We start from the raw sequence: 25,211 nt of genomic DNA, 5'->3' as shown, positions 1-25,211 counted from the left end.
AGGCCGCGGGGAGGAAGCTCCCCGCACCTGCCGTCACTTGAAGTCCCATTGCATCTGCGCCGGGATGCTTACCGCGCTTGACGACTGCACGCAGACGTCGAGGTAGTCGGTGAAGCGCGGCGGCGCGGAGATCCCCTCCTCCAGCAGACGGCTGTTGTCGAACAGGTAGTTGAGGTCGGCAAAGCCGCTGTACAAGCGCAACGCGCGCAGGACCAGACGCGGATTGGCCGGGCCGATGCGCGACTCGAAGCTCTTCGCCAGTTCCTTGAGGTCGTCCACCTCCACCTTGCGGTAGCGCTCGCCTACCGGCGCCGCCCCGTTGGCGCGGGCGAAGGCCTCGTCGATCTCGCCGAAGGTGCAGGCCGCGCGATGGCCGGCGGAGATATGATAGAGGCTGTGCCCCAGGCACGGCTTCAGCGCCAGGCCGATCAGCGCCTCGGCGCAGTAGTCGACCGGAATCACGTCGATCTGCTCGTCCAGGCCGCAGGTGAAGCTTTCCAGGGCGAAGCCCATGCGGAAGACCCAGAAGATGCTGCCGGAGGCCTGGCAGCCAAGGGTACGGTGGCCCACCACGATGGATGGCCGCGCCACCACCAGGGGCAGGCCCGGCAGTTCCTCGCGCATGCGCCGCTCGATTTCCGCCTTGGACGCGGTGTAGTCCACCAGTTGCTGCTCCGCCGCCGGGAATTCCCAGGACTCGCTGATCGGCGACTCTCGCTGCGGTCCGCAGCACATCGCGGTACCGACGTGGAGGAAACGCTTCAGTCGCTTCGAACGGCTCAGCACGTCGGCGAAGGCGAAAGTGCCGTCGACGTTGACCGGCCAGATGGTCGGGTTCTTCGAGAACGACGCCACGGCGGCGCAATTGATCACCCGCTCCACCTGCATCAGGCGCGGCGTCTCGCGGGCCAGCCAGGAGGTGTCGAGGAAATCGCCGCAGAGGATCTGCTCCGCCCGCAGTGCCAGGCAGTCGGCTTCGTCGACGCCATGCATCAGCAGGTTGCCGCGCAGGCGTTCGAGCCCCTGCTGGCGGGATTCGGCGCGGACCAGGAAGGACAGGTTGGCGCCGTGCCCGGCGGCGATCAGCTGGGCGGCGACCGAACCGCCGAGAAAGCCGGTGGCCCCCGTCAGCAGGATGCGTTCGCGGGTATCGATAGCGGTGATCTGCTCACCGTCGGCATGCATGTTCATGTCTTCCCCCCTCAGAGAAGTCAGTCGCCCACGCCTCGATGCGAGGGTGGTTGCGCCGCAGCTTATGAGGGGATGCCTTAAGGAACCGTTAATGGCCCTGGAGCCCGCGAAGGAAGCCGGCCACCTCCCGCGCCGTTGCCACCAGGTGCTGCTCGTGGGTCAGGCCGGAGGCCTTCAGCGGCTTGAGGTCGTGGTCCGCCGCGGCCAGCCAGTGCAGGCGGATCGTCGGCGCCAGCGCATAGCCCGCCACCGCCTCGCGGTTGCCCAGGGCGTCGCGCTCGCCCTGGACGATCAGGGTCGGCGTGCGCAGCCCGGCGAGGTGCGCGACCCGCGGCTTCTCCGGCTTGCCGGCGGCGTAGAACGGGTAGCCGAGGCAGACCAGGGCATCCGCGCCCAGCTCGTCGGCCAGCAGGCTGGCCATGCGCCCGCCCATCGACTTGCCGCCCAGGGCCAAGGGCCCGTCCAGGGTCTCGCGGACCTGCGCATGGACTCGCCGCCAGCAGTCGAGCAACTGCGCCTGCGGATTCGGCGGACGCTTGCGACCGTCCTCGCGGCGCTGGGCCATGTAGGGAAACTCGAAGCGCGCGACGGCGATGCCCTGGGCGGCGAGCAGTTCGGCGATGCGCTCCATGAACGGGCTGTCCATCGGCGCCCCGGCGCCATGGGCGAGAATCAGGGTGGCCGACAGCGAGCCGGCCGGGCGGTTCCATTTCAGCGACAACTTGCCACACCTCGTATGCAGTGGGGGTCGGGAAGCCAATTGATCCCGATCAATATTTCATAACGCCCCATTATCCATGCTTCCTCTCGCTAATTACGCCAATTAGACCAGCCCCAATGGGGGGACGCCCGGCATCCCAACTGCCGGAAAAAGCCATAGCGTATAACCGTGGATGGAAGCCCATAGCATGAGCACCACTAACCCAGAGTCCGCCTATAACTACAAGGTGGTCCGCCAATTCGCCATCATGACCGTGGTCTGGGGCATCGTCGGCATGACCGTCGGTGTCCTGATCGCCGCCCAGCTGGTATGGCCCGACCTGAACTTCGGCTTGCCGTGGACGAGCTTCGGCCGCCTGCGCCCGCTGCACACCAACGCGGTGATCTTCGCCTTCGGCGGTTGCGCACTGTTCGCCACCAGCTACTACGCGGTGCAGCGCACCTGCCAGGTGCGACTGTTCTCCGACACCCTCGCCTCCTTCACCTTCTGGGGCTGGCAACTGGTGATCCTGCTGGCCGCCATCAGCCTGCCGCTGGGCTACACCTCGTCCAAGGAGTACGCCGAGCTGGAATGGCCGATCGACATCCTGATCACGGTGGTCTGGGTCGCCTACGCGGTGGTGTTCTTCGGCACCCTGGTCAAGCGCAAGGTCAAGCACATCTATGTGGGCAACTGGTTCTTCGGCGGGTTCATCCTCACCGTCGCCATGCTCCACGTGGTGAACAACCTCGAGCTGCCGGTGACCTTCACCAAGTCCTACTCGCTGTACGCCGGCGCCACCGACGCCATGGTCCAGTGGTGGTACGGGCACAACGCCGTGGGCTTCTTCCTCACCGCCGGCTTCCTCGGCATGATGTACTACTTCGTGCCCAAGCAGGCCGAGCGTCCGGTCTACTCCTACCGCCTGTCCATCGTCCACTTCTGGGCGCTGATCGCGGTGTACATCTGGGCCGGCCCGCACCACCTGCACTACACCGCGCTGCCGGACTGGGCGCAGTCGCTGGGCATGGTGATGTCGCTGATCCTCCTGGCGCCGAGCTGGGGCGGCATGATCAACGGCATGATGACCCTCTCGGGCGCCTGGCATAAGCTGCGCAGCGACCCGATCCTGCGCTTCCTGGTGGTGTCCCTGGCGTTCTACGGCATGTCCACCTTCGAAGGCCCGATGATGGCGATCAAGACCGTCAACGCCCTCTCCCACTACACCGACTGGACCATCGGCCACGTACACGCCGGCGCCCTCGGCTGGGTCGCGATGGTTTCCATCGGCTCGCTCTACCACCTGATCCCGAAGGTCTTCGGCCGCGAGAAGATGTACAGCCTGGGCCTGATCAACGCGCACTTCTGGCTGGCCACCATCGGTACCGTGCTTTACATCGCCTCGATGTGGGTCAACGGCATCACCCAGGGCCTGATGTGGCGCGCGGTCAACGAGGACGGCACCCTGACCTACTCCTTCGTCGAAGCGCTGGCCGCCGGCCACCCCGGCTTCATCGTGCGCATGCTCGGCGGTTTCATCTTCCTGCTCGGCATGTTCCTGATGGCCTACAACACCTGGCGCACCGTCAGTGCCGCCAAGCCGGCCGAATACGAAGCCGCCGCACAGATCGCCTGAGGAGCCGAGCATGAAACACGAAATACTCGAGAAGAACGTCGGCCTGCTGGCGCTATGCATGGCCGTGGCCGTGAGCATCGGCGGCCTGACCCAGATCGTGCCGCTGTTCTTCCAGGACGTGACCAACACCCCGGTCGAAGGCATGAAGCCCTATACCGCGCTGCAACTGGAAGGCCGCGACATCTATATCCGCGAAGGCTGCGTCGGCTGCCACTCGCAGATGATCCGTCCGTTCCGCGCCGAAACCGAACGCTACGGCCACTACTCGGTGGCCGGCGAGAGCGTCTGGGACCACCCCTTCCTGTGGGGTTCCAAGCGTACCGGTCCGGACCTGGCCCGCGTCGGTAGCCGCTACTCCGACGACTGGCACCGCGCACACCTGTTCAACCCGCGCAACGTGGTGCCCGAGTCGAAGATGCCGGCCTACCCGTGGCTGGTGGAGAACAAGCTCGACGGCAAGGACATCGAGAAGAAGCTCGAAGTGATGCGCACCCTCGGCGTGCCCTATACCGACGAAGACATCAAGGGCGCCAAGGACTCGCTGAAAGGCAAGACCGAGATGGACGCCGTGGTCGCCTACCTGCAGGTGCTCGGCACCTCGATCAAGAACAAACGGTGACGGCAATGGATATCGGGACGCTGCGAGGACTCGGCACGCTGCTGATCATGGTCGCCTTCATCGGTCTGGTGATCTGGGCCTACAGCGGCAAACGCAAGAAGAGCTTCGACGAAGCGACGATGCTGCCCTTCGCAGACGATCCCGAAGCCAAAAAGCACGTCGAGCAAGCTTCTAGGAGTAACAAAGAATGACCACCTTCTGGAGTCTGTACATCACAGCTCTTACCGTCGGTACCTTGATCGCCCTGCTCTGGCTGGTCTTCGCCACCCGCAAGGGCGAGGCCAAGGGTACTACCGAAAAGACCATGGGCCACTCCTACGACGGCATCGAGGAGTACGACAATCCGCTGCCGAAGTGGTGGTTCATGCTGTACATCGGCACCATCGTCTTCTCCGTCGGCTACCTGGTCCTGTACCCGGGCCTGGGTAACTGGAAAGGCGTGCTGCCGGGCTACGAGGGCGGCTGGACCCAGGACAAGCAGTGGGAACGCGAGATGAACATCGCCCAGGAGAAGTACGGGCCGATCTTCGCCAAGTACGCCGCCATGCCCATCGAGGAAGTGGCCAAGGACGAGCACGCCATGAAGATGGGCAGCCGCATGTTCGCCACCTACTGCTCGATCTGCCACGGTTCCGACGCCAAGGGCGCCCTCGGCTTCCCCAACCTGGCCGACAACGAGTGGCGCTGGGGCGGTGACCCGCAGAGCATCGAGACCACCATCCTCGGCGGTCGCCACGCGATCATGGCGGCCTGGGGCGACATCCTCGGCGAAGACGGGGTGAAGAACGTCGCCGCCTACGTCCGCACCGAACTCGCCGGGCTGAAGCTGCCGGAAGGCACCAAGGCCGACGTCGAGGCCGGCAAGCAGATCTTCTCGGTCAACTGCGTCGCCTGCCACGGCCCGGAAGGCAAGGGTACCGCCCTGGTCGGCGCGCCGAACCTGACCAACCCCGGCGCGTTCATCTACGGCTCCAGCTACGCCCAGCTCCAACAAACCATCCGCCATGGCCGCCAGGGCCAGATGCCGGCCCAGGAGCCCTACCTGGGCAAGGAAAAGGTGCACATCCTGGCCGCCTACATCTACAACCTGTCGCACAACCAGGGCAGCAACTGACCCCTCCCCCCACCCGCGCCCTCCCGGGCGCGGGTCCTTCCCCCGGTCTCAGACCTTAGTCCCAGGCGGCGCGACGAAGTGTCGCACCAGCGGACGCCTTTCCTACCCTTCCTTTTCAATCGCGTCTAAGCTGCTCTGCATTCGTCCCTCTCCGGCAGAGCGACGGGACACCTAACTTCACCGGCCGAACCCACTCGCCCGGATAGCGCCAAAAAGCCATACGGCCGCCTTGGAAAGCGCTCTGAAGCAGGCATCAAACTGGCGTCGCCCCTGGCCTGGCGCGTTGCAATGCCCACCCGCTTTCTCCATACTTGCCGCCGATTTTTTGTCCCTAAAAAAGTCCATTAACCGTGGAACCCCTAGCATGAGCACAGCAATCAGTCAGACTGCTTATAACTATAAGGTGGTCCGCCAGTTCGCCGTTATGACGGTGGTCTGGGGGGTCATTGGAATGGGTCTCGGTGTCCTGATCGCCGCCCAACTGGTATGGCCCGAATTGAACTTCGACCTGCCGTGGACGAGCTTCGGCCGCCTTCGCCCCCTGCACACCAACGCGGTGATCTTCGCCTTCGGTGGGTGCGCCCTCTTCGCCACCTCGTACTACGTGGTGCAACGTACCTCGCAAGCCCGACTGATTTCAGACACGCTGGCGGCCTTCACCTTCTGGGGTTGGCAGGCCGTGATCGTGGGCGCCGTGCTGACCCTGCCGCAGGGTTTCACCACCTCCAAGGAATACGCCGAACTGGAATGGCCGCTGGCCATCCTCCTGGCGATCGTCTGGATCACCTACGCGATCGTGTTCTTCGGCACCATCGTCAAGCGCAAGGTCAAGCACATCTATGTGGGCAACTGGTTCTACGGTGCCTTCATCCTGGTGACGGCGATGCTGCACATCGTCAACCACATGTCGCTGCCGGTGAGCTGGTTCAAGTCCTACTCCGCCTACTCCGGCGCCACCGATGCGATGGTCCAGTGGTGGTACGGCCACAACGCCGTGGGCTTCTTCCTGACCACCGGCTTCCTCGGCATGATGTACTACTTCGTGCCCAAGCAGGCCGAGCGTCCGGTCTATTCCTATCGCCTGTCCATCGTCCACTTCTGGGCGCTGATCTCCCTGTACATCTGGGCCGGCCCGCACCACCTGCACTACACCGCGCTGCCGGACTGGGCGCAGTCGCTGGGCATGGTGATGTCGCTGATCCTCCTGGCACCGAGCTGGGGCGGCATGATCAACGGCATGATGACCCTCTCCGGCGCCTGGCATAAGCTGCGCACCGACCCGATCCTGCGCTTCCTGGTGGTGTCCCTGGCCTTCTACGGCATGTCCACCTTCGAAGGCCCGATGATGGCGATCAAGACCGTCAACGCCCTCTCCCACTACACCGACTGGACCATCGGCCACGTGCACGCCGGCGCCCTCGGCTGGGTGGCGATGATCTCCATCGGCTCGCTCTACCACCTGATCCCGAAAGTCTTCGGTCGCCCGCAGATGCACAGCATCGGCCTGATCAACGCGCACTTCTGGCTGGCCACCATCGGCACCGTGCTGTACATCGCCTCGATGTGGGTCAACGGCATCACCCAGGGCCTGATGTGGCGCGCGGTCAACGAGGACGGCACCCTGACCTACTCCTTCGTTGAAGCACTGGTCGCAAGCCACCCGGGCTTCATCGTGCGCATGATCGGCGGTGGTTTCTTCCTCACCGGCATGCTGCTGATGGCCTACAACACCTGGCGCACCGTGCGTGCTGCCAAGCCGGCCGAATACGAAGCCGCCGCGCAGATCGCCTGAGGAGCCCGACGTAAATGAAGAACCACGAAATACTCGAGAAGAACGTCGGCCTGCTGGCCATCTTCATGGTGATCGCCGTCAGCATCGGCGGCCTGACCCAGATCGTTCCGCTGTTCTTCCAGGACGTGACCAATACCCCGGTCGAAGGCATGAAGCCGCGTACCGCCCTGGAACTGGAAGGTCGCGACATCTACATCCGCGAAGGCTGCGTCGGCTGCCACTCGCAGATGGTCCGTCCGTTCCGTGCCGAGACCGAACGCTACGGCCATTACTCGGTCGCCGGTGAAAGCGTCTGGGACCACCCGTTCCTGTGGGGTTCCAAGCGTACCGGCCCGGACCTGGCCCGCGTCGGCGGCCGTTACTCCGACGACTGGCACCGCGCGCACCTGTACAACCCGCGCAACGTGGTGCCCGAGTCGAAGATGCCTGCCTACCCGTGGCTGGTAGAGAACAAGCTTGATGGCAAGGACACCGCCACCAAGATGGAAGTCCTGCGCAAGCTGGGCGTGCCTTACACCGACGAGGACATCGCCGGTGCACGTGAAGCCGTGAAGGGCAAGACCGAGATGGACGCCCTGGTGGCGTTCCTTCAAGGCCTGGGAACCTCTATCAAGAGCAAACGGTGAGTGTGATGGATATCGGGACTCTGCGTGGACTGGGCACCGTGGTGATCATGGTCGCCTTCATCGGCCTGGTGATCTGGGCCTACAGCGGCAAGCGCAAGAAGAGCTTCGACGAAGCGACGATGCTGCCCTTCGCAGACGATCCCGAAGCCAAAAAGCACGTCGAGCAAGCTTCTAGGAGTAACAAAGAATGACGACCTTCTGGAGTCTGTACATTACAGCTCTCACCCTCGGCACCCTGCTGGCGCTGACCTGGCTGATCTTCGCCACCCGCAAGGGCCAGCGCAGCAGCACCACCGACGAGACCGTGGGCCACTCCTACGACGGCATCGAGGAGTACGACAACCCGCTGCCGAAGTGGTGGTTCATGCTGTTCGTCGGCACCCTGGTGTTCGCCGTGGGCTACCTGGCCCTGTACCCGGGCCTGGGCACCTGGAAAGGCCTGATGCCGGGCTACCAGTCCGCCGACGAATTCGCCGACAAGGAAAAAGGCTGGACCGGCGTCCACCAGTGGGAAAAGGAAATGGCCAAGGCCGACGAGAAATACGGCCCGATCTTCGCCAAGTTCGCCGCGATGTCCATCGAGGAAGTCGCCAAGGATCCGCAGGCGGTGAAAATGGGCGGTCGCCTGTTCGCCTCCAACTGCTCGATCTGCCACGGCTCCGACGCCAAGGGCGCCTACGGCTTCCCCAACCTGACCGACGCCGACTGGCGCTGGGGCGGCGAGCCGGAAACCATCAAGACCACCATCATGGCTGGCCGCCACGCCGCCATGCCGGCCTGGGGTGAAGTGATCGGCGAGGAAGGCGTGAAGAACGTCGCCGCTTTCGTCCTCACCCAGATGGATGGCCGTAAGCTGCCGGAAGGCGCCAAGGCAGACATCGAGGCCGGCAAGCAGGTCTTCGCTACCACCTGCGTCGCCTGCCACGGTCCGGAAGGCAAGGGCACCCCGGCGATGGGCGCTCCCGATCTGACCCACCCCGGCGCGTTCATCTACGGCTCCAGCTTCGCGCAACTGCAGCAGACCATCCGCTACGGTCGCCAGGGTGTGATGCCGGCGCAACAGGAACACCTGGGCAACGACAAGGTGCACCTGCTGGCCGCCTACGTATACAGCCTGTCGCACGGCGAGAAGAGCGCCGAATAAGCGCTCCCTCCCCCACGACCCAGACGGCGCCGGCAACCCCGGCGCCGTTTTATTTTGTGCAAAAGAAAAGCGCGAATGGGACAATACGCGACCAAAAGTCGCACAGTTACCGCAAAAAGCCTGATAGATCAGGCGTATAATCAGTAGGCGTGCAACTATTTTCTGACCCTGTCGGCATGTACCGGCCGGGCGCCCCCCACTGCCGTGGTACGCACTGATGAGCAAACAGATTCCCGTTCAAGACGTCACCCCGCCTGCCAAGGGCGACACCAATAACAACGATCTCTACGCCAAGCGCGAGAAGATCTACACCCGGGCCTTCACCGGTATCTTCCGCCGACTGCGCATGGTGGGCGGTGCGGCGCTCTTCCTCCTCTACTTCGGTACCGTCTGGCTCAACTGGAGCGGCCGCCAGGCCGTCTGGTGGGACCTGCCCGAGCGCAAGTTCTACATCTTCGGCGCCACCTTCTGGCCGCAGGACTTCATGCTGCTGTCCTGGCTGCTGATCGTCTGCGCCTTCGGCCTGTTCTTCATCACCGTGTTCGCCGGTCGCGTCTGGTGCGGCTATACCTGCCCGCAGAGCGTATGGACCTGGATCTACATGTGGTGCGAGAAGGTCACCGAAGGCGACCGCAACCAGCGCATCAAGCTGGACAAGGCCCCGATGAGCGGCAACAAGCTGCTGCGCAAGACCGCCAAGCACAGCCTGTGGCTGCTGATCGGCCTGGTCACCGGCCTGACCTTCGTCGGCTACTTCTCGCCGATCCGCGAGCTGATTCCCGAGCTGCTCACCGGCCAGGCCGACGGCTGGGCCTACTTCTGGGTCGGCTTCTTCACCCTGGCCACCTACGGCAACGCCGGCTGGCTGCGCGAGCAGGTGTGCATCTACATGTGCCCCTACGCGCGCTTCCAGAGCGTGATGTTCGACAAGGACACCCTGATCGTCTCCTACGATCCGCGTCGTGGCGAGAAGCGCGGCCCGCGCAAGAAGTCCCTCGACTACAAGGCCCAGGGCCTGGGCGACTGCATCGACTGCACGATGTGCGTGCAGGTCTGCCCGACCGGCATCGACATCCGCGACGGCCTGCAGATCGAGTGCATCGGCTGCGCGGCGTGCATCGACGCCTGCGACAGCATCATGGAGAAGATGAACTACCCGAAAGGGCTGATCAGCTACACCACCGAGCACAACCTCAACGGCCAGAAGACCCACCTGGCCCGGCCGCGCCTGATCGGCTACGCCATCGCCCTGGTGCTGATGATCTCCGCCCTGATCACCGCGGTGGTCCTGCGTCCGCTGGTCGGCTTCGACGTTAGCAAGGACCGCGTGCTCTACCGCGAGAACGAACTCGGCCGCATCGAGAACGTGTACAGCCTGAAGATCATGAACAAGGATCAGCAGGACCACACCTACATCCTCGGCGCCAAGGGCCTCGAAGGCCTGACCCTGGAAGGCCGGCGCGAGCTGAAGGTGGCGGCGGGCGACATCCTCAACCTGCCGATGGAACTGTCCATCGAGCCGGAGAAGCTGCCTTCGACCACCAACGAGATCGTCTTCACCATCGAGTCGGCCGACGACCCGAGCATCCATAAAGAAGCGAAGAGTCGCTTCATTGGCCCACGCACCCGTTGAGTAACTTGAGCATGCAGTCCGAGACCCACCCTCAACCCTGGTACAAACACTTCTGGGCCTGGTTCATTGTGGCCCTCCTGGCGACCTCGGTGGTGCTCGGGCTGAGCCTGGTCACCATCGCGGTGCGCAACCAGGACACCCTGGTCACCGACAACTACTACGAGGCCGGCAAGGGCATCAACCGCTCCCTGGAACGCGAGAACCTGGCCGTACGCCTGCAAGTCCACGCCAAGGTCAAGGTCGACGACCTGACCGGCGAAGTCGAAGTGCGCCTGACCGGCAACAGCCGTCCGGATCAGCTCACCCTCAACCTGATCTCGCCGACCCAGCCGGAGAAGGACCGCCGCGTGGAGCTGCTGCGCAGCAACTCCGACCGCGAGCGCTACGTCGGGCAACTGACCGACGCCGTCGAGGGCCGTCGCTTCGTCGAACTGCTCGGCCAGGAAGGCAGCGGCCAGTGGCGTCTTTTCGAGGAAGAGGTGGTATCGCCGACCGTGGTCATGGAGCTGGGTGACGAACCGCTCCAGGGAGCAGAAGCGAAGCGCCCATGAGCGCCCCCCTGCCCTGCTACCACTGCGGCTTGCCGGTCCCCGCCGGCAGCCGCTTCGAGGCCCGCGTGCTCGGCGAGACGCGGGCCATGTGCTGTCCGGGCTGCCAGGCGGTGGCCGAGGCCATCGTCGCCGGCGGCCTGGAAAGCTACTACCGGCACCGCAGCGAAAACGCCGCCAACCCCGAAGCCTTGCCCAAGGCGCTCAGCGAAGAGTTGCAGCTCTACGACCGCCCGGACGTACAGGGCGGCTTCGTCCGCCATGAGGGCGAGCTGGCGGAAACCAGCCTGATGATCGAAGGCATCAGTTGCGCCGCCTGCGGCTGGCTGATCGAGAAGCACCTGCGCCAGTTGCCTGGCGTGGCCGAGGCGCGGCTCAACCTGTCCAACCATCGCCTGCACGTGCGCTGGCAGGACAGCCAGTTGCCGCTCAGCCAGTTGCTCGGCGAACTGCGCCAGATCGGCTATGCCGGCCATCCCTACCAACCCGACCACGCCACCGAGCGCCTGGCCATGGAGAACCGCCGCGCCCTGCGCCAGCTCGGTGTCGCCGGGCTGCTGTGGATCCAGGTGATGATGGCGGTGATGGCGACCTGGCCGGAATTCAACCTCGACCTTTCCGCCGGCATGGACCGCATCCTGCGCTGGGTCAGCCTGATCCTCACCACGCCGATCGTCTTCTACTGCTGCGGCCAGTTCTTCCGTGGCGCCCTGCGCGACCTGCGCACCCGCCACCTGACCATGGACGTCTCGGTGTCGCTGGCGATCGGCGGCGCCTACGTCGCCGGCATCTGGTCGACGATCACCGGCCAGGGCGAGCTGTATTTCGACGCGGTCGGCATGTTCGCCCTGTTCCTCCTCGCCGGCCGCTACCTCGAACGCCGCGCGCGGGAGCGCACCGCCGCCTCCACCGCGCAACTGGTCAACCTGCTGCCGGCGTCCTGCCTGCGCCTGGACGCCGCCAACCAGGGCGAGCGCATCCTGCTCAGCGAACTGCGCGTCGGCGACCGCGTGCTGGTACCGCCAGGCGCCGTGCTGCCGGCCGACGGAGTGATCCTCGACGGCCAGTCCAGCGTCGACGAGTCGCTGCTCACCGGCGAGTACCTACCCCATCCACGCCAGGCCGGCGACACCGTCACCGGCGGTACCCTGAACGTCGAGGGGCCGCTGACCGTCGAGGTCGGCGCCCTTGGCGACGACAGCCGCCTGTCGGCCATCGTCCGCCTGCTGGAACGCGCCCAGGCGGACAAGCCGCGCCTGGCGGAACTGGCCGACAAGGTGGCGCAGTGGTTCCTGCTCATCGTCCTGCTGGTCGCCGCAGCGGTCGGCGCGCTGTGGTGGCAGGTCGACCACCAGCGCGCCTTCTGGGTGGTGCTGTCGCTGCTGGTCGCCACCTGCCCCTGCGCCCTGTCGCTGGCCACGCCCACCGCGCTCACCGCGGCCACCGGCAGCCTGCACAAGCTCGGCCTGCTGATCACGCGCGGGCACGTGCTGGAAGGGCTGAACCACATCGACACGGTAATCTTCGACAAGACCGGCACCCTCACCGAAGGCCGCCTGACGCTCAAGCAGGTGCTACCCCTGCGCGATCTCGACGCGGATCGCTGCCTGGCCCTCGCCGCCGCCCTCGAGAACCGTTCCGAACACCCCATCGCCCGCGCCTTCGGCCGTGCGCCGGAGGCCGCCGACAGCGTCGCAAGCCATCCGGGACTGGGCCTCGAAGGCCTGGTGGAAGGCCGCCGCCTGCGCATCGGCCAGGCCGCCTTCGTCAGCAACCTGGGCGGCAGCGCCACGCCCGCGATGCCCGGCGACTCCGGACAGTGGCTGCTGCTCGGCGACGAGCAGGGACCGCTGGCCTGGTTCGGTCTCGACGACCGCCTGCGCAGCGACGCCCCCGCCCTGCTCGCCGCCTGCAAGGCGCGCGGCTGGCGCACCCTCCTGCTATCCGGTGACGCCTCGCCGATGGTCGCCAGCGTCGCTGCCGAACTGGGCATCGACGAAGCCCGCGGCGGCCTGACCCCGGACGACAAGCTGGCCATGCTCGAACGCCTGCACGGCGAGGGCCGCCGGGTGCTGATGCTCGGTGACGGAGTCAACGACGTACCGGTGCTCGCCGGTGCCGACATCAGCGTCGCCATGGGCAGCGCCACCGACCTGGCCAAGACCAGCGCCGACGCGGTGCTCCTGTCCAACCGCCTGGACAGCCTGGTGCAGGCTTTCCGGCTGGCGCGCCGCACCCGCCATATCATCATCGAGAACCTGGCCTGGGCCAGCCTGTACAATGGCCTGGTCCTGCCCTTCGCCGCGCTCGGCTGGATCACCCCGGGCTGGGCGGCGATCGGCATGTCGGTCAGTTCGCTGCTGGTGGTGGTCAACGCCCTGCGGCTGACCCGAATCCCTTCGCCGAGGTCCGTATGGCCGCGCTCTACATCCTGATCCCCGTCGCGATCGTCATCGTCGCCATCGCCATCTACGTGTTCTTCTGGGCGGTGGACAGCGGCCAGTACGACGATCTCGACGGCCCCGCCCACAGCATTCTCTTCGACGACGAAGACCCGAAGCACCAGGCCGGCGTCGACGAAGCGGAGAAGCCGTCGAAACCCGAGGACCGACCGCGTGGCTGAACTGGCGCCGCTGCTGGTTTCCGCGCTGATCCTCGGCCTGCTCGGGGGAGGCCACTGCCTGGGCATGTGCGGCGGCCTGATGGGCGCCCTGACCCTGGCCATTCCCGCCGAACAGCGCGGCCGTCGTCTGCGCCTGCTGCTGGCCTACAACCTCGGCCGCATCCTCAGCTACGCCTGCGCCGGCCTGCTGCTCGGCCTGGCCGGCTGGGCGGTGGCGCGTACCCCGTTGGCCGGCGCGCTGCGGGTGGTCGCCGGGCTGCTGCTGATCGCCATGGGACTCTACCTGGCCGGCTGGTGGAGCGGCCTGACCCGCGTCGAGGCGCTCGGTCGCGGCCTCTGGCGCCACCTGGAACCCTTCGCCCGGCGCCTGCTGCCGGTCTCCAGCCTGCCACGGGCCCTGCTGCTCGGAGCGATCTGGGGCTGGCTGCCCTGCGGGCTGGTCTACAGCACCCTGCTCTGGGCCACCAGCCAGGGATCGGCACTGGACAGCGCGCTGCTGATGCTGGCGTTCGGCCTCGGCACCTGGCCGGTTCTGCTGGCCACCGGCATGGCCGCCGAACGGGTGACCGCCCTGCTGCGCCGTCGCGGCGTACGCATCGTGGGCGGCCTGATGGTCATCCTCTTCGGCCTCTGGACCCTCCCAGGACCGCACCAGGCCTGGCTGATGGGGCATTGACGGACGCCCGTCCCAACATCGGGCGACACATCCTGTATACATTCACCCGCTTGATACAAATCAACAGGCCTTCCCGGCGCAATCCCTAGACTTCCCGACTAAAGCTCGCCAACTGGGGATCTCTGGCATGCTCGACACCATTCGCTGGGACGCTGACCTGATTCGGCGCTACGACCTTTCCGGCCCGCGTTACACCTCCTATCCGACCGCCGTGCAGTTCCACGAAGGCATCGGCCCGTTCGACCAGTTGCACGCCCTGCGCGACAGCCGGAAGGCCGGACACCCCCTGTCGCTCTACGTGCACATCCCGTTCTGCGCCAACATCTGCTACTACTGCGCCTGCAACAAGGTGATCACCAAGGATCGCGGGCGCAGCGCGCCGTACCTTGCGCGCCTGGTCCGCGAGATCGAGATCGTCAGCCGCCACCTCTCCCGCGAGCAGGTGGTCGAGCAACTGCACTTCGGTGGCGGAACCCCGACCTTCCTCAGTCCCGGCCAGTTGCGCGAACTCATGTCGCAATTGCGCACCCACCTCAACCTGCTGGACGACGATTCGGGCGACTACGGCATCGAGATCGACCCGCGCGAGGCCGACTGGTCGACCATGGGCCTGCTCCGCGAACTCGGTTTCAACCGCGTCAGCCTCGGCGTACAGGACTTCGACATGGAGGTGCAGAAGGCGGTCAACCGCATGCAGACCCCGGAGGAGACCCGTACCATCGTCGAGGCCGCGCGCACCCTGCAATACCGCTCGATCAACCTCGACCTGATCTACGGACTGCCGAAACAGACGCCGGACAGCTTCGCCCGCACGGTCGACGAAGTGATCGCGCTACAGCCGGATCGCCTCTCGGTGTTCAACTACGCCCACCTGCCCGAGCGTTTCATGCCGCAGCGGCGGATCAACGCCGACGACCTGCCGAGCCCGGGCCAGAAGCTGGAAATGCTCCAGCGCACCACCGAGCAACTCGCCGCGGCGGGCTACCGCTATATCGGCATGGATCACTTCGCCCTGCCCGACGACGAGCTGGCCAGCGCCCAGGAAGACGGCACCCTGCAACGCAATTTCCAGGGCTACACCACGCACGGGCACTGTGACCTGGTAGGTCTCGGGGTCTCGGCGATCAGCCAGATCGGCGACCTCTACAGCCAGAACAGCAGCGACATCAACGACTACCAGACCAGCCTCGACAACGGCCAGTTGGCGATCCGTCGCGGCCTGCACTGCAACAGCGACGACCGGGTGCGGCGCGCGGTGATCCAGCAACTGATCTGCCACTTCGAACTGGCCTTCGAGGATATCGAGACAGAGTTCGGCATCGACTTCCGCAGTTACTTCGCCGAGCTGTGGCCCGATCTCGAACGCTTCGCCGCCGATGGCCTGATCCGCCTGGACGCCAAGGGCATCGACATCACGTCTTCCGGACGTCTGCTGGTGCGTTCGATCTGCATGCTGTTCGACCGCTACCTGCCCAGCCTCAACCGGCAGCGCTTCTCCCGGGTGATCTGAAAGCGCACCGCCCTGCCCGCACGACAGGGCGGTGAATCCCCGCCCCTTCTACCGGCTGCCCATGACCTTCATGATCAGCGCCGGGTCGCTGATACCCATCTCCTTGATGGCCGATGCCATCGCTGCCGTCGCCGTCTGCAGGGCGGAGTTGAGTTGTTGCAACTCCTTCTGCAACTCAGGCACGCGAGCCTCCTTCGCCCCCGGATCGGACGACCTCATGGCCTCCTGCAGCTCCCTGAGCTTCTCTTCGATCTTCTTCTTCAACTGGCGGATCATCTTCACCATCGGCCGCAACTCCTGCGGGATATCCTCGTCCTCCTCCTCCACCGGCACCCCCATGGTGGCGGCCAGCTCGCGCCCTGCCTGGGAAAGCCGTACATGCTGATCGGCGGCGTCGGTGCCGGCGGCCGGGTCTTCCGCCTGCTCGGCGGTGCCGGTCCGCGCGGCCTTGGCGTCCGCGGCGGCGCGCGACGAGGGCGGCACCTGGGTGGTGATCCAGCCACTGAGGGTCAACATTCCAGTCACTCCGGGAAAAATGGAATTCTTCCATTGGATCGGCCCACGCGTCGCGAACTTGAGCCCCCTTTTCGTCGCCCCTTGACAGGGTGCGACAGGTAGTCGCAGTTGTTTGACGCAAGTCACTGATTGGAAACGCCATCGGCCTGTCAGAAATGGTCGTTGCCAGACCTATGGCTGGCACCCGCATCGTGGCTGCGTTACCCTTACTCCTGTTGTGCCTTTAACCTAGCAAGGACCCCTCAATGGCCGAAACCATCAAGGTGCGCGCACTGCCCCAAGCACACTGCAAGGATTGCAGTCTGGCCCCGCTGTGCCTCCCCCTGTCGCTGACCGTGGAAGACATGGATTCGCTGGACGAGATCGTCAAGCGCGGTCGTCCCCTGAAGAAAGGCGAATTCCTGTTCCGCCAGGGCGATCCTTTCGGCTCGGTCTTTGCCGTGCGCTCCGGCGCCCTGAAAACCTTCAGCATCACCGATGCCGGCGAAGAGCAGATCACCGGCTTCCACCTGCCCAGCGAGCTGGTCGGCCTGTCCGGGATGGATACCGAGACCTATCCGGTATCCGCCCAGGCCCTGGAAACCACCTCGGTCTGCGAGATTCCCTTCGAGCGCCTGGACGAACTGTCCGAGCAGCTGCCGCAACTGCGCCGCCAACTGATGCGCCTGATGAGCCGGGAAATCCGCGATGACCAGCAGATGATGCTGCTGCTGTCGAAGAAGACTGCCGACGAGCGCATCGCCACCTTCCTGGTCAACCTGTCGGCGCGCTTCCGTGCCCGTGGCTTCTCCGCCCAGCAGTTCCGCCTGGCCATGTCGCGCAACGAGATCGGCAACTATCTCGGCCTGGCCGTGGAAACCGTGTCGCGGGTCTTCACCCGCTTCCAGCAGAACGGCCTGATCAGCGCGGAAGGCAAGGAAGTGCACATCCTCGACGCCATCGAGCTGTGCGCCCTCGCCGGCGGCCAGCTGGAAGGCTGAAGCGCCTGCGAACCGCCAACGGGCCCGCCTCAGCGCGGGCCCGTTGTATGATGGGCCCCGAAAAACGCCCAGCCCAGGATCTTCCATGATTTTCGACGAGTTCACCCTCAAGTCGCAGATCCGCGCCGTGCCGGACTTTCCCAAGCCCGGCGTGGTGTTCCGCGACATCACCCCGCTGTTCCAGTCGCCACGCGCGCTGCGCATGACCGTGGACAGCTTCGTCCAGCGCTACATCGAGGCCGATTTCAGCCACATCGGCGCCATGGATGCCCGCGGCTTCCTCATCGGCTCGGCGGTGGCCTATGCGCTGAACAAGCCGCTGGTCCTGTTCCGCAAGCAGGGCAAGCTACCCGCCGACGTACTCGCCGAGGGCTACCAGACCGAATACGGCGAGGCCTTCCTCGAAGTACATGCCGACAGCCTCTGCGAAGGCGACAGCGTACTGATCTTCGACGACCTCATCGCCACCGGCGGGACCCTGCTGGCGGCCGCGAGCCTGGTACGACGCCTCGGGGCCAGGGTCTTCGAGGCCGCGGCGATCATCGACCTGCCGGAACTCGGCGGCTCCACTCGCCTGCAGGACGCCGGCATCTCCACCTTCAGTCTCACCGCGTTCGCTCTCGACGAGCGTTGATACGCCGGGGGGCGCCCTGGCGCCCCGCGCTCGCTCCTTGCGCCCCATCTTCCGTCTGGTCGAGCCGACCTGGCCATTAATGACTTCGAAATGGCCAGGAATGACCTCCCGCTGTTGGACAATCCTGCAATAATTACATCAGCTAATGACACATTCAGAGGTGTTATAGCGAACTCGCCATAGGGAACCCGAGGAAACCTGTGCGTTTCCCCTCCCCAGAACAACAAAAGGAGTTAGCCATGACTGCCACTGGCACCGCCTCCCCGGTTCGCGCCAATTTCCCCGTGCGGCGGATGGATTTCAGCTTCAGCGAAACCCCGAAGTACTGGTGGGACGGCCAACCCTTCATGACCCAGTTCATGAACAACCTGTCCTCGCTTTTCCCCTACGGCGAAAAATTCTTCGTCGATAGCGTGCGCGCGGTGCGCGACCGCCTGGAGGATCCGCAACTGAAGAAGGACGTCAGCGCCTTCATCGGCCAGGAGGCGATGCACTCCAAGGAGCATGCCGCCTACAACGAATATGCCGAGGAGCACGGGGTCGACCTGGAGTGCCTCGAACTGCGGATCAAGGTCCTGCTGGAAAACGTCAGCAAGGTCACCACCAGGAAACACCAGTTGGCGATCACCTGCGCCCTCGAGCATTTCACCGCGACCATGGCCGCGCAGCTGCTCAAGCGCGAAGACCTGACCATCCAGATGCAGTCGCCGAAGATGTACAAGCTGTGGATGTGGCATGCCATCGAGGAGAACGAACACAAGAATGTCGCCTACGATGTGTACCAGAAAGTCTACGGCGGCTACTTCACCCGGGTTCTGGTGATGATGCTGACCACCCTGATGTTCTTCGGCGTCATCGGCTGGTTCCAGCTCGACCTGCTACGCAAGGACGGCCAATTGTTCAACTGGCGCTCCTGGAAGCATGGCCTGGGCACCCTGTTCGGCCTGCGCAAGGGCTTCTTCACCCGCCTGCTGCTGCCCTACCTGGACTACTACCGGCCGGGCTTCCACCCCAGCGACCACGACACCGCGAAACTGGAGAAATACTGGAAGGACAAACTGGCCTTCGCCGATTGAAGCCCGCCTCCGCCAGTGCCGCTCCGCCCCCGACGCCAGGCCCCGCCTGGCGTTTCTTATTCGAGAGAAGAACAGGATATTGCACACGGAAAAGCCTCCGTTTCGACTAGCGTTCCTGAATCCGCCATTTTACGGAGGAAATAATTAGTCAATTCCTATCGACTGGCTTTTTACGATGCCCTGAGGTAATATCATGTTCATTATGTTGAACACTAGGGCATTACCTCTCCCCACTTCCCGTCTGGTCTCCCGCGAGCGTCACTGGACCGGCGACCTCTAGCTCCCTCCCTCGACCCCTGCTGTCGGTGGCGACCGCCCCTGCGCTTCGGGGTCTTTCCCGCCCCTCGCCAGCGCTCTTCGTCATCTTTGGCCGCGGCCTCCATTCCGCGGTGCCCATGGGAGGGCAACATGCGTTCCTGGATCTATCTGTTACTGGCTATCGGCGCCGAAGTGATCGGCACCACCTCGATGAAACTGGCCGCCACCCACGCCCCTGTCGCAGGCATGCTGCTGATGTACGGGATGATCGGCCTGTCCTATTTCTTCCTCGCCCTGGCGGTCAAGCGTGTCCCCGTCGGAGTCGCCTACGCCCTTTGGGAAGGCATTGGCATCGTCCTGATCACGGCGGTCAGCGTCGCCTGGCTGGGCGAAAGCATCGGCCTGTACAAGGCCGTCGGCCTCGGCGTGATGATCGCCGGCATCCTGCTGATCAAGTCCGGCACCCGCAACGCCAGCGGCACGCCGGCGCAGCCCCGTGGGGAGGCCGTCACATGCTGACCCTGAACTGGATTCCCTTCGCCTGGCTCGGCCTGGCGATCGCCCTCGAGGTCGTCGCCAACCTGCTGTTGAAATACTCCGACGGTTTCCGCAGGCGCAGCCTCGGGATCGCCTCGATCCTCTGCGTGATGGCCGCCTTCACCGCGCTGGCGCAGGCGGTGAAGGACATCGAGCTGTCACTCGCCTATGCGATCTGGGGCGGCTTCGGCATCCTCGCCACCGTCGCCATGGGCTGGGCGCTGTTCGGCCAGCGCCTGGCCTGGCGCGGCTGGCTCGGCCTGTTGCTGCTGCTGGCCGGCATGAGCCTGCTCAAGCTGGCCTGACGCCTCGGCGTCCAACGAAACGCCCATCATCTGCAGGACCGCGGCGCCGGTGAACAACAGCAGTATCTGTTCCTCACCCAGGGCGCAGATTTCCCGACGCCGCTCCGGCTGGCCGATATAGTCCAGCGACAACTGAAACAGCTGGCGGCCGATCAGGCTGGAGAGGCGACGGATGGTCGCCTCGCTCACCGCCGGCAACAACCTGAATTCGATGATGTCCTCCGACATGTCCTCGGCGAACTCATCCATGATCTGACGCAGGGCACCACGCAGCACCGGCGAAGCCCCATGCAGTTCGCGCACGCCGACGATGAACGCGGCGGGATTGCTCTCCACGAAGTCGAAGAACAGCCGCACCGTCTCCCGGCAGACCCGCCGCCCCCTTTCCAGGTCCAGCCCGAACGGCGTCGTCTGCGCTCGGGCGCTGGGCGCCGCACGAGTCGCGGCCTCGCGGCGAAGCTGGCGCAGCGGCTGGCGCAGCTGGGTAGAGATGTCGCGGATCATGGTCAGGCCAAGATCGTCGATATCGCGGAAATGCCGATAGAAGGTGTTCGGATTCAGGCCCGCCTCGCGCGCCAGCTCGCGCAAGCCGATGGCCCCCAGGCTGCGGCTGCTGCTGCCCAGGCGCAAGGCCGCCTCCAGCAAGGCGCGTTTGCCGGGAGCGTCGGCAACCCTGTCCTTCGTTTCGTTCATATCGCTCATGTTCCACCTGGTTGTTTCCATGCGCCACAAGTTCGGCCGTTGCGCCGCGCCGACCCTACCTAAGGTTGGCTTGACCCTGAAGTATACAGATGTCTACATTCTCAGGTAGACGAGTGTATACGCCAGCAAACAATCATAACAGGAGCTTGGCCATGAGTACCCAACCCACCCCTGCCGCCGCCCGGCACTGCAAGGTCGCCATCATCGGCACCGGTTTCTCCGGGCTGGGGATGGCGATCCGTCTCCGCCAGGAAGGCGAGGACGACTTCCTGATCTTCGAAAAGGACGCCGGCGTCGGCGGCACCTGGAGAGTCAACAACTACCCTGGCTGCGCCTGCGACGTGCAATCCCACGTCTATTCCTTCTCCTTCGAAGCGAACCCGGAGTGGACGCGGATGTTCGCCCGCCAGCCGGAAATCCGCGCCTATCTGGAGAAGTGCTGGGAAAAATACCGCTTGCAGGAAAAGACCCTGCTGAACACCGAGATCGGCAAACTGGCCTGGGACGAGCGGCAAAGCCTCTGGCACCTGCATGACGCCCAGGGCAACCATTACACCGCGAACGCCGTGGTTTCCGGCATGGGCGGCCTGTCCACCCCGGCCTATCCACGCCTCGATGGCCTGGAGAACTTCCAGGGCAAGGTCTTCCATTCCCAGCAGTGGGACCATGACTACGACCTCAAGGGCAAGCGCGTGGCGGTGATCGGCACCGGCGCCTCGGCGATCCAGTTCGTCCCGGAGATCCAGCCGCTGGTGGCCGCGCTCGATCTCTACCAGCGCACTCCGCCATGGATCCTGCCCAAACCCGACCGGGCAATCAGCGAAACCGAGCGCCGGCGCTTCCGGCGCTTCCCGCTGGTGCAGAAGCTCTGGCGCGGCGGCCTCTACAGCCTGCTCGAAGGGCGGGTGCTGGGCTTCACCTTCGCCCCGCAGGTAATGAAGCTGGTGCAGCGCCTGGCGATCCGCCACATCCACAAGCAGATCAAGGATCCGGAACTGCGCCGCAAGGTCACGCCGGACTACACCATCGGCTGCAAGCGCATCCTCATGTCGCACAACTACTACCCTGCCCTGGCTGCCGCCAACTCCACGGTGATCACCGAAGGCATCCGCGCCGTCACCGCCAATGGAATCGTCGACGGCAACGGCCGGGAACGCGAGGTCGACGCGATCATCTTCGGTACCGGCTTCACCGCCAACGACCCTATCCCCCGCGGAGTGGTCTTCGGTCGCGACGGCCGCGACCTGCTGGACAGCTGGACCAAGGGCCCGGAAGCCTACAAGGGCACTACCACCGCCGGCTTCCCCAACCTGTTCTTCCTGATGGGACCGAACACCGGCCTCGGCCACAACTCGATGGTCTACATGATCGAGTCGCAGATCGCCTACGTCCTCGATGCGCTGAAGCTGATGAAGCGCCGCGAACTGCTCAGTCTCGAGGTCAAGGCCCCGGTGCAGGAACGCTACAACGAATACCTCCAGCGCAAGCTGGACCGCAGCGTCTGGAGCGTGGGCGGTTGCAAGAGCTGGTACCTGCATCCGGTCAGCGGCCGCAACTGCACCCTGTGGCCGGGATTCACCTGGCGCTTCCGTGCCCTGACCCGGCAGTTCGACGCCTCCGCCTACCACCTCACCACGACACCGCTCGCCGCCCTGAGCAACGAAGCCCGCCAACAGGCCGAAGGGGTACCCGCATGAAGTCGTTCGAAAACAAAGTCGCCGCCATCACCGGCGCAGGCTCGGGCATCGGTCGCGCCCTGGCCGTGGAGCTGGGCAGGCAGGGTTGTCACCTGGCCCTGGCCGACGTCAATGCCGCAGCTCTCGAGGAAACCCGCCAATTGCTCGCCAGCAGCGGGGTACGCGTCTCCACCGCGGTCGTCGACGTGGCCGACCGCGAGCAGGTGCAGGCCTGGGCCGACAAGGCGGCCAGCGAACATGGCCGGGTGAACCTGATCTTCAACAACGCGGGCGTCGCCCACGCAGGTACCGTGGAAGGCAGCGACTACTCGGAATACGAGTGGATCATGAACATCAACTTCTGGGGCGTGGTGAACGGTACCAAGGCGTTCCTTCCGCACCTGAAGGCCTCCGGCAACGGCCACGTGGTCAATGTCTCCAGCGTCTTCGGGCTGTTCGCCCAGCCCGGCATGAGCGCCTACAACGCCACCAAGTACGCGGTGCGCGGCTTCACCGAGTCGTTGCGCCAGGAACTGGACATGGAGGACTCCGGCGTCTCCGCCAGTTGCGTGCATCCCGGCGGGATCAAGACCAACATCGCCAAGACCGCGCGAATGAACGAGAGCATGGCCAAGGTCACCGGCCAGGCTCCGGACAAGGCTCGCGAGCAATTCAACGACCAGTTGCTGCGGACCACCCCGGAGAAGGCCGCCCAGGTCATCCTGCGCGGCGTGCAGCGCGACAGCCGGCGCATCCTGATCGGCACCGACGCCCACGCGATCGACGTGATGCTGCGCCTGGCACCAGTGCTCTACCAGCGCCTGGTCACCGCCAGCATGCGCCTGGCAGCGCGCTTCGCGCCGCGCCCGAAGAGCCCCCAGGGCGCCCGCGAAGCCAGCGAGTGAACAGGCCCGCCGGGTAGCCGCTAGGCTGCCCGGCACGTCATACTCGACGGCCAGTCTCCAGGGTACGGCCGTCATGAACCCTCCCCTTCCTCACTTCCGCTACCATCCCGAACCGCTCGCCAGCGGCAGCATCGAGGCTTCCGCCACCACCTGCCAGTGCTGTGGCAAGGCTCGTGGCTACGTCTACACCGGTTCGCCCTATTCCCGCCACGAGTTGCCGCCCGGCAGCCTTTGCCCCTGGTGCATAGCCGACGGCAGCGCGGCCGCGCGCTACGAAGCGAGCTTTTCCGACGACTATCCGCTGCTCGACGCCGGCGTCGCCGCGGATATCGTCACCGAAGTCTGCGAGCGCACGCCCGGCTACACCTCCTGGCAGCAGGAGCGCTGGCTGGTTTGCTGCGAGGATGCCTGCGCCTTTCGCGGCGACGCGGGGCGTGAGGAAATCGGGCAACTGGGAGCCGAGGGCCTGGCGCAGCGTTTCGCCGATTTCGCCTGGCCGGCTATCACCTGGCAACGCCTCGTCGACGCCTATACGCCCGGCGGCAATCCGGCCATCTACCGCTTCGACTGCCTGCACTGTGGCCAGGCGCATTACGACCTGGACTTCACCTGATAGAACGCGGCCCTACAACCCCATCTGCTTGCCGATGATCTCGTTCATGATTTCCCGCGAACCGCCGCCGATGGAGAGAATCCGGTTGTCGCGATACAGCCGCTCCACCAGGCTTTCGCGCATGTAGCCCATGCCGCCGAGCACCTGCACGGCATCATAGGTCAGGCGATCGGCGACATCGGTGGCGAAGTTCTTGGCCATCGATATCTCCTTGATCACGCTCTTGCCGGCGGCCATCTTCGCTGCCTGGCGATAGGTGAACTCCCGGGAAACCTCCAGTTGCGTGGCCATTTCCGCGAGACGATGGCGCAGCACCTGGAACTTGCCGATCGGCTTGCCGAACGCTTCTCGCTCGCGCGCCCAGCGCAGCGACTCCTCCAGAGCCAGTTGCGCGGTCATGTTGGCCATCACCGCCAGGGCCAGGCGCTCGCTCTGGAAATTGGCCATGATGCAGGCGAAGCCGGCATTCTCCACGCCGATGAGGTTTTCCGCAGGCACCCGGCAGTCGTCGAAGAACAGTTCGGCGGTATCCGACGCCCACCAGCCCATCTTCTTCAGCTTGCGGCCGACACTGAACCCGGCAGTGCCCTTCTCCACCAGCAGCAGGCTGATGCCGGCGAAACCCTCGCCGCCGGTACGCACCGCCACCGTGTAGTAGTCCGCGCGCACGCCGCTGGTGATGAAGGTCTTGCTGCCGCTGACGCGATAGTGATCGCCATCGCGCACCGCACGGGTCTTCAGGTTGGCCACGTCGGAGCCGCCAGAGGGCTCGGTGACCGCCAGGGCCATGATCTTCTCGCCGCGCAGCACCGCCGGCACTACCCGCTCGCGCACCTCGGGACGGGCCCACTTGACCACCGGAGGCAAGCCGATATCCAGCGATCCCAACCCGGCGACCAAGCCGCCGGAACCGCAGCGCATGAGCTCTTCGCTGGCCGCCACCTTGGCGAACAGATCGCCTTCGCAACTGCCGCCGTAGGCTTCCGGGTAGCCGATGCCGAGGATCCCGGCCGCGCCGGCCTTGAGATAGAGTTCGCGGGGAAATTCCTCGGCCTCCTCCCATTCATCGATGTACGGCAACACCTCGCGCTCGACGAAACGGCGCACCGAATCCCGGATCAGTTGATGGGACTCGTCGAAGTACTGCTGGAAGTCAGTCATGGCCGGGCTCCTGATGGGAGCCTCAGAACTTACCTA

General features: G+C 65.1%; 26 protein-coding genes and 1 pseudogene. 22 read left to right on the top strand and 5 right to left on the bottom strand.

Annotated features, from left to right (window positions below; all coding sequences use genetic code 11):
* Positions 1-33 precede the first annotated feature (33 nt).
* Together cprA and JHD77_RS10845 are read right to left on the bottom strand one after the other, a co-directional pair.
* Entirely contained in the window at positions 34-1,191 is a 1,158-nt protein-coding gene (gene cprA, locus JHD77_RS10850) for a cationic peptide resistance protein CprA (protein WP_003087328.1), read from the bottom strand.
* Between the two features lie 88 nt (positions 1,192-1,279).
* Entirely contained in the window at positions 1,280-1,912 is a 633-nt protein-coding gene (locus JHD77_RS10845) for an alpha/beta hydrolase family protein (RefSeq protein WP_031755757.1), read from the bottom strand.
* 187 nt (positions 1,913-2,099) lie between these two features.
* Here JHD77_RS10845 and ccoN (JHD77_RS10840) point away from each other — a divergent pair, with 187 nt between their 5' ends.
* From ccoN (JHD77_RS10840) to hemN, 14 genes are all read left to right on the top strand, one after another.
* Positions 2,100-3,527, top strand: coding sequence for a cytochrome-c oxidase, cbb3-type subunit I (gene ccoN, locus JHD77_RS10840; RefSeq protein WP_003087322.1), 1,428 nt, complete (start codon positions 2,100-2,102; stop codon positions 3,525-3,527).
* Positions 3,528-3,537: 10 nt separating this feature from the next.
* Entirely contained in the window at positions 3,538-4,146 is a 609-nt protein-coding gene (gene ccoO / locus JHD77_RS10835; RefSeq protein WP_003087318.1) for a cytochrome-c oxidase, cbb3-type subunit II, read from the top strand.
* 5 nt (positions 4,147-4,151) lie between these two features.
* A complete protein-coding gene (locus JHD77_RS10830) occupies positions 4,152-4,337 on the top strand; it encodes a CcoQ/FixQ family Cbb3-type cytochrome c oxidase assembly chaperone (RefSeq protein WP_003087314.1) in 186 nt (61 codons plus the stop codon).
* On the top strand, positions 4,334-5,260 hold the full coding sequence (ccoP, locus tag JHD77_RS10825) for a cytochrome-c oxidase, cbb3-type subunit III (RefSeq protein WP_003087308.1): 927 nt from the start codon (positions 4,334-4,336) through the stop codon (positions 5,258-5,260). Before JHD77_RS10830 ends, ccoP (JHD77_RS10825) begins: the two co-directional genes overlap by 4 nt.
* Before the next feature lie 364 nt (positions 5,261-5,624).
* The gene (gene ccoN, locus JHD77_RS10820) at positions 5,625-7,052 is read left to right on the top strand and encodes a cytochrome-c oxidase, cbb3-type subunit I (RefSeq protein ID WP_003087306.1); all 1,428 of its coding nucleotides are present in this window, start codon (positions 5,625-5,627) and stop codon (positions 7,050-7,052) included.
* A 14-nt stretch (positions 7,053-7,066) separates the two neighbouring features.
* Positions 7,067-7,678, top strand: a complete 612-nt coding sequence (gene ccoO / locus JHD77_RS10815) for a cytochrome-c oxidase, cbb3-type subunit II (protein ID WP_003087303.1) — start codon at positions 7,067-7,069, stop codon at positions 7,676-7,678.
* A 5-nt stretch (positions 7,679-7,683) separates the two neighbouring features.
* Positions 7,684-7,869, top strand: coding sequence for a CcoQ/FixQ family Cbb3-type cytochrome c oxidase assembly chaperone (locus JHD77_RS10810; protein WP_003087298.1), 186 nt, complete (start codon positions 7,684-7,686; stop codon positions 7,867-7,869).
* On the top strand, positions 7,866-8,822 hold the full coding sequence (ccoP, locus tag JHD77_RS10805; protein WP_003103943.1) for a cytochrome-c oxidase, cbb3-type subunit III: 957 nt from the start codon (positions 7,866-7,868) through the stop codon (positions 8,820-8,822). Before JHD77_RS10810 ends, ccoP (JHD77_RS10805) begins: the two co-directional genes overlap by 4 nt.
* A 217-nt stretch (positions 8,823-9,039) precedes the next feature.
* The gene (ccoG, locus tag JHD77_RS10800) at positions 9,040-10,455 is read left to right on the top strand and encodes a cytochrome c oxidase accessory protein CcoG (RefSeq protein WP_003087288.1); all 1,416 of its coding nucleotides are present in this window, start codon (positions 9,040-9,042) and stop codon (positions 10,453-10,455) included.
* 11 nt (positions 10,456-10,466) lie between these two features.
* Entirely contained in the window at positions 10,467-11,006 is a 540-nt protein-coding gene (locus JHD77_RS10795; protein WP_003159982.1) for a FixH family protein, read from the top strand.
* Positions 11,003-13,438 (top strand): heavy metal translocating P-type ATPase, encoded by a 2,436-nt coding sequence (locus JHD77_RS10790; protein WP_003111083.1) that lies wholly within the window; start codon positions 11,003-11,005, stop codon positions 13,436-13,438. Before JHD77_RS10795 ends, JHD77_RS10790 begins: the two co-directional genes overlap by 4 nt.
* A complete protein-coding gene (gene ccoS / locus JHD77_RS10785) occupies positions 13,417-13,626 on the top strand; it encodes a cbb3-type cytochrome oxidase assembly protein CcoS (RefSeq protein WP_003087273.1) in 210 nt (69 codons plus the stop codon). Before JHD77_RS10790 ends, ccoS begins: the two co-directional genes overlap by 22 nt.
* Positions 13,619-14,302, top strand: coding sequence for a sulfite exporter TauE/SafE family protein (locus JHD77_RS10780; protein WP_003087270.1), 684 nt, complete (start codon positions 13,619-13,621; stop codon positions 14,300-14,302). The genes ccoS and JHD77_RS10780 overlap by 8 nt, the downstream gene beginning before the upstream one ends.
* Before the next feature lie 127 nt (positions 14,303-14,429).
* Positions 14,430-15,812 carry an oxygen-independent coproporphyrinogen III oxidase gene (gene hemN, locus JHD77_RS10775; RefSeq protein WP_003087267.1) on the top strand — a complete coding sequence of 461 codons (1,383 nt, stop codon included), beginning with the start codon at positions 14,430-14,432 and terminating at the stop codon, positions 15,810-15,812.
* Positions 15,813-15,860: 48 nt separating this feature from the next.
* Here the strand turns inward: hemN and JHD77_RS10770 are convergent, their stop codons facing one another.
* A complete protein-coding gene (locus JHD77_RS10770; RefSeq protein WP_003103936.1) occupies positions 15,861-16,328 on the bottom strand; it encodes a hypothetical protein in 468 nt (155 codons plus the stop codon).
* A 245-nt stretch (positions 16,329-16,573) separates the two neighbouring features.
* Between JHD77_RS10770 and anr the strand changes: the two genes are divergently transcribed.
* The 5 genes from anr (at position 16,574) to mdtI (ending at position 20,118) form a co-directional block, all read left to right on the top strand.
* Positions 16,574-17,308 (top strand): transcriptional regulator Anr, encoded by a 735-nt coding sequence (gene anr / locus JHD77_RS10765; RefSeq protein WP_031755760.1) that lies wholly within the window; start codon positions 16,574-16,576, stop codon positions 17,306-17,308.
* 85 nt (positions 17,309-17,393) lie between these two features.
* Entirely contained in the window at positions 17,394-17,942 is a 549-nt protein-coding gene (locus JHD77_RS10760) for an adenine phosphoribosyltransferase (protein WP_003087259.1), read from the top strand.
* Positions 17,943-18,181: 239 nt separating this feature from the next.
* Entirely contained in the window at positions 18,182-19,018 is an 837-nt protein-coding gene (locus JHD77_RS10755; RefSeq protein WP_003087258.1) for a metal-dependent hydrolase, read from the top strand.
* 408 nt (positions 19,019-19,426) lie between these two features.
* On the top strand, positions 19,427-19,795 hold the full coding sequence (locus tag JHD77_RS10750) for a multidrug/spermidine efflux SMR transporter subunit MdtJ (RefSeq protein ID WP_003087256.1): 369 nt from the start codon (positions 19,427-19,429) through the stop codon (positions 19,793-19,795).
* A complete protein-coding gene (mdtI, locus tag JHD77_RS10745) occupies positions 19,789-20,118 on the top strand; it encodes a multidrug/spermidine efflux SMR transporter subunit MdtI (RefSeq protein WP_003117768.1) in 330 nt (109 codons plus the stop codon). Before JHD77_RS10750 ends, mdtI begins: the two co-directional genes overlap by 7 nt.
* Positions 20,119-20,643: 525 nt before the next feature.
* On the opposite strand, the pseudogene JHD77_RS33080 reads toward mdtI, so the two are convergent.
* Positions 20,644-20,811 (bottom strand): annotated as a pseudogene (locus JHD77_RS33080) (TetR family transcriptional regulator); the annotation flags it as partial.
* 122 nt (positions 20,812-20,933) lie between these two features.
* Here JHD77_RS33080 and JHD77_RS10735 point away from each other — a divergent pair.
* The 3 genes from JHD77_RS10735 (at position 20,934) to JHD77_RS10725 (ending at position 24,014) form a co-directional block, all read left to right on the top strand.
* Entirely contained in the window at positions 20,934-22,517 is a 1,584-nt protein-coding gene (locus JHD77_RS10735; RefSeq protein ID WP_003121915.1) for a flavin-containing monooxygenase, read from the top strand.
* A complete protein-coding gene (locus JHD77_RS10730; RefSeq protein ID WP_003103932.1) occupies positions 22,514-23,401 on the top strand; it encodes an SDR family NAD(P)-dependent oxidoreductase in 888 nt (295 codons plus the stop codon). The genes JHD77_RS10735 and JHD77_RS10730 overlap by 4 nt, the downstream gene beginning before the upstream one ends.
* A 73-nt stretch (positions 23,402-23,474) precedes the next feature.
* Complete coding sequence (locus JHD77_RS10725) at positions 23,475-24,014, top strand: CbrC family protein (RefSeq protein WP_003103931.1); 540 nt, start codon at positions 23,475-23,477, stop codon at positions 24,012-24,014.
* A 12-nt stretch (positions 24,015-24,026) separates the two neighbouring features.
* On the opposite strand, the gene JHD77_RS10720 is transcribed toward JHD77_RS10725, so the two are convergent.
* Complete coding sequence (locus JHD77_RS10720; protein WP_003103930.1) at positions 24,027-25,175, bottom strand: acyl-CoA dehydrogenase family protein; 1,149 nt, start codon at positions 25,173-25,175, stop codon at positions 24,027-24,029.
* Positions 25,176-25,211 lie beyond the last annotated feature (36 nt).

It is taken from the genome of Pseudomonas sp. P20 (assembly GCF_016463925.1).
GTDB lineage: Bacteria > Pseudomonadota > Gammaproteobacteria > Pseudomonadales > Pseudomonadaceae > Pseudomonas > Pseudomonas aeruginosa.
This window is presented reverse-complemented; position numbering and strand designations above follow the sequence as displayed.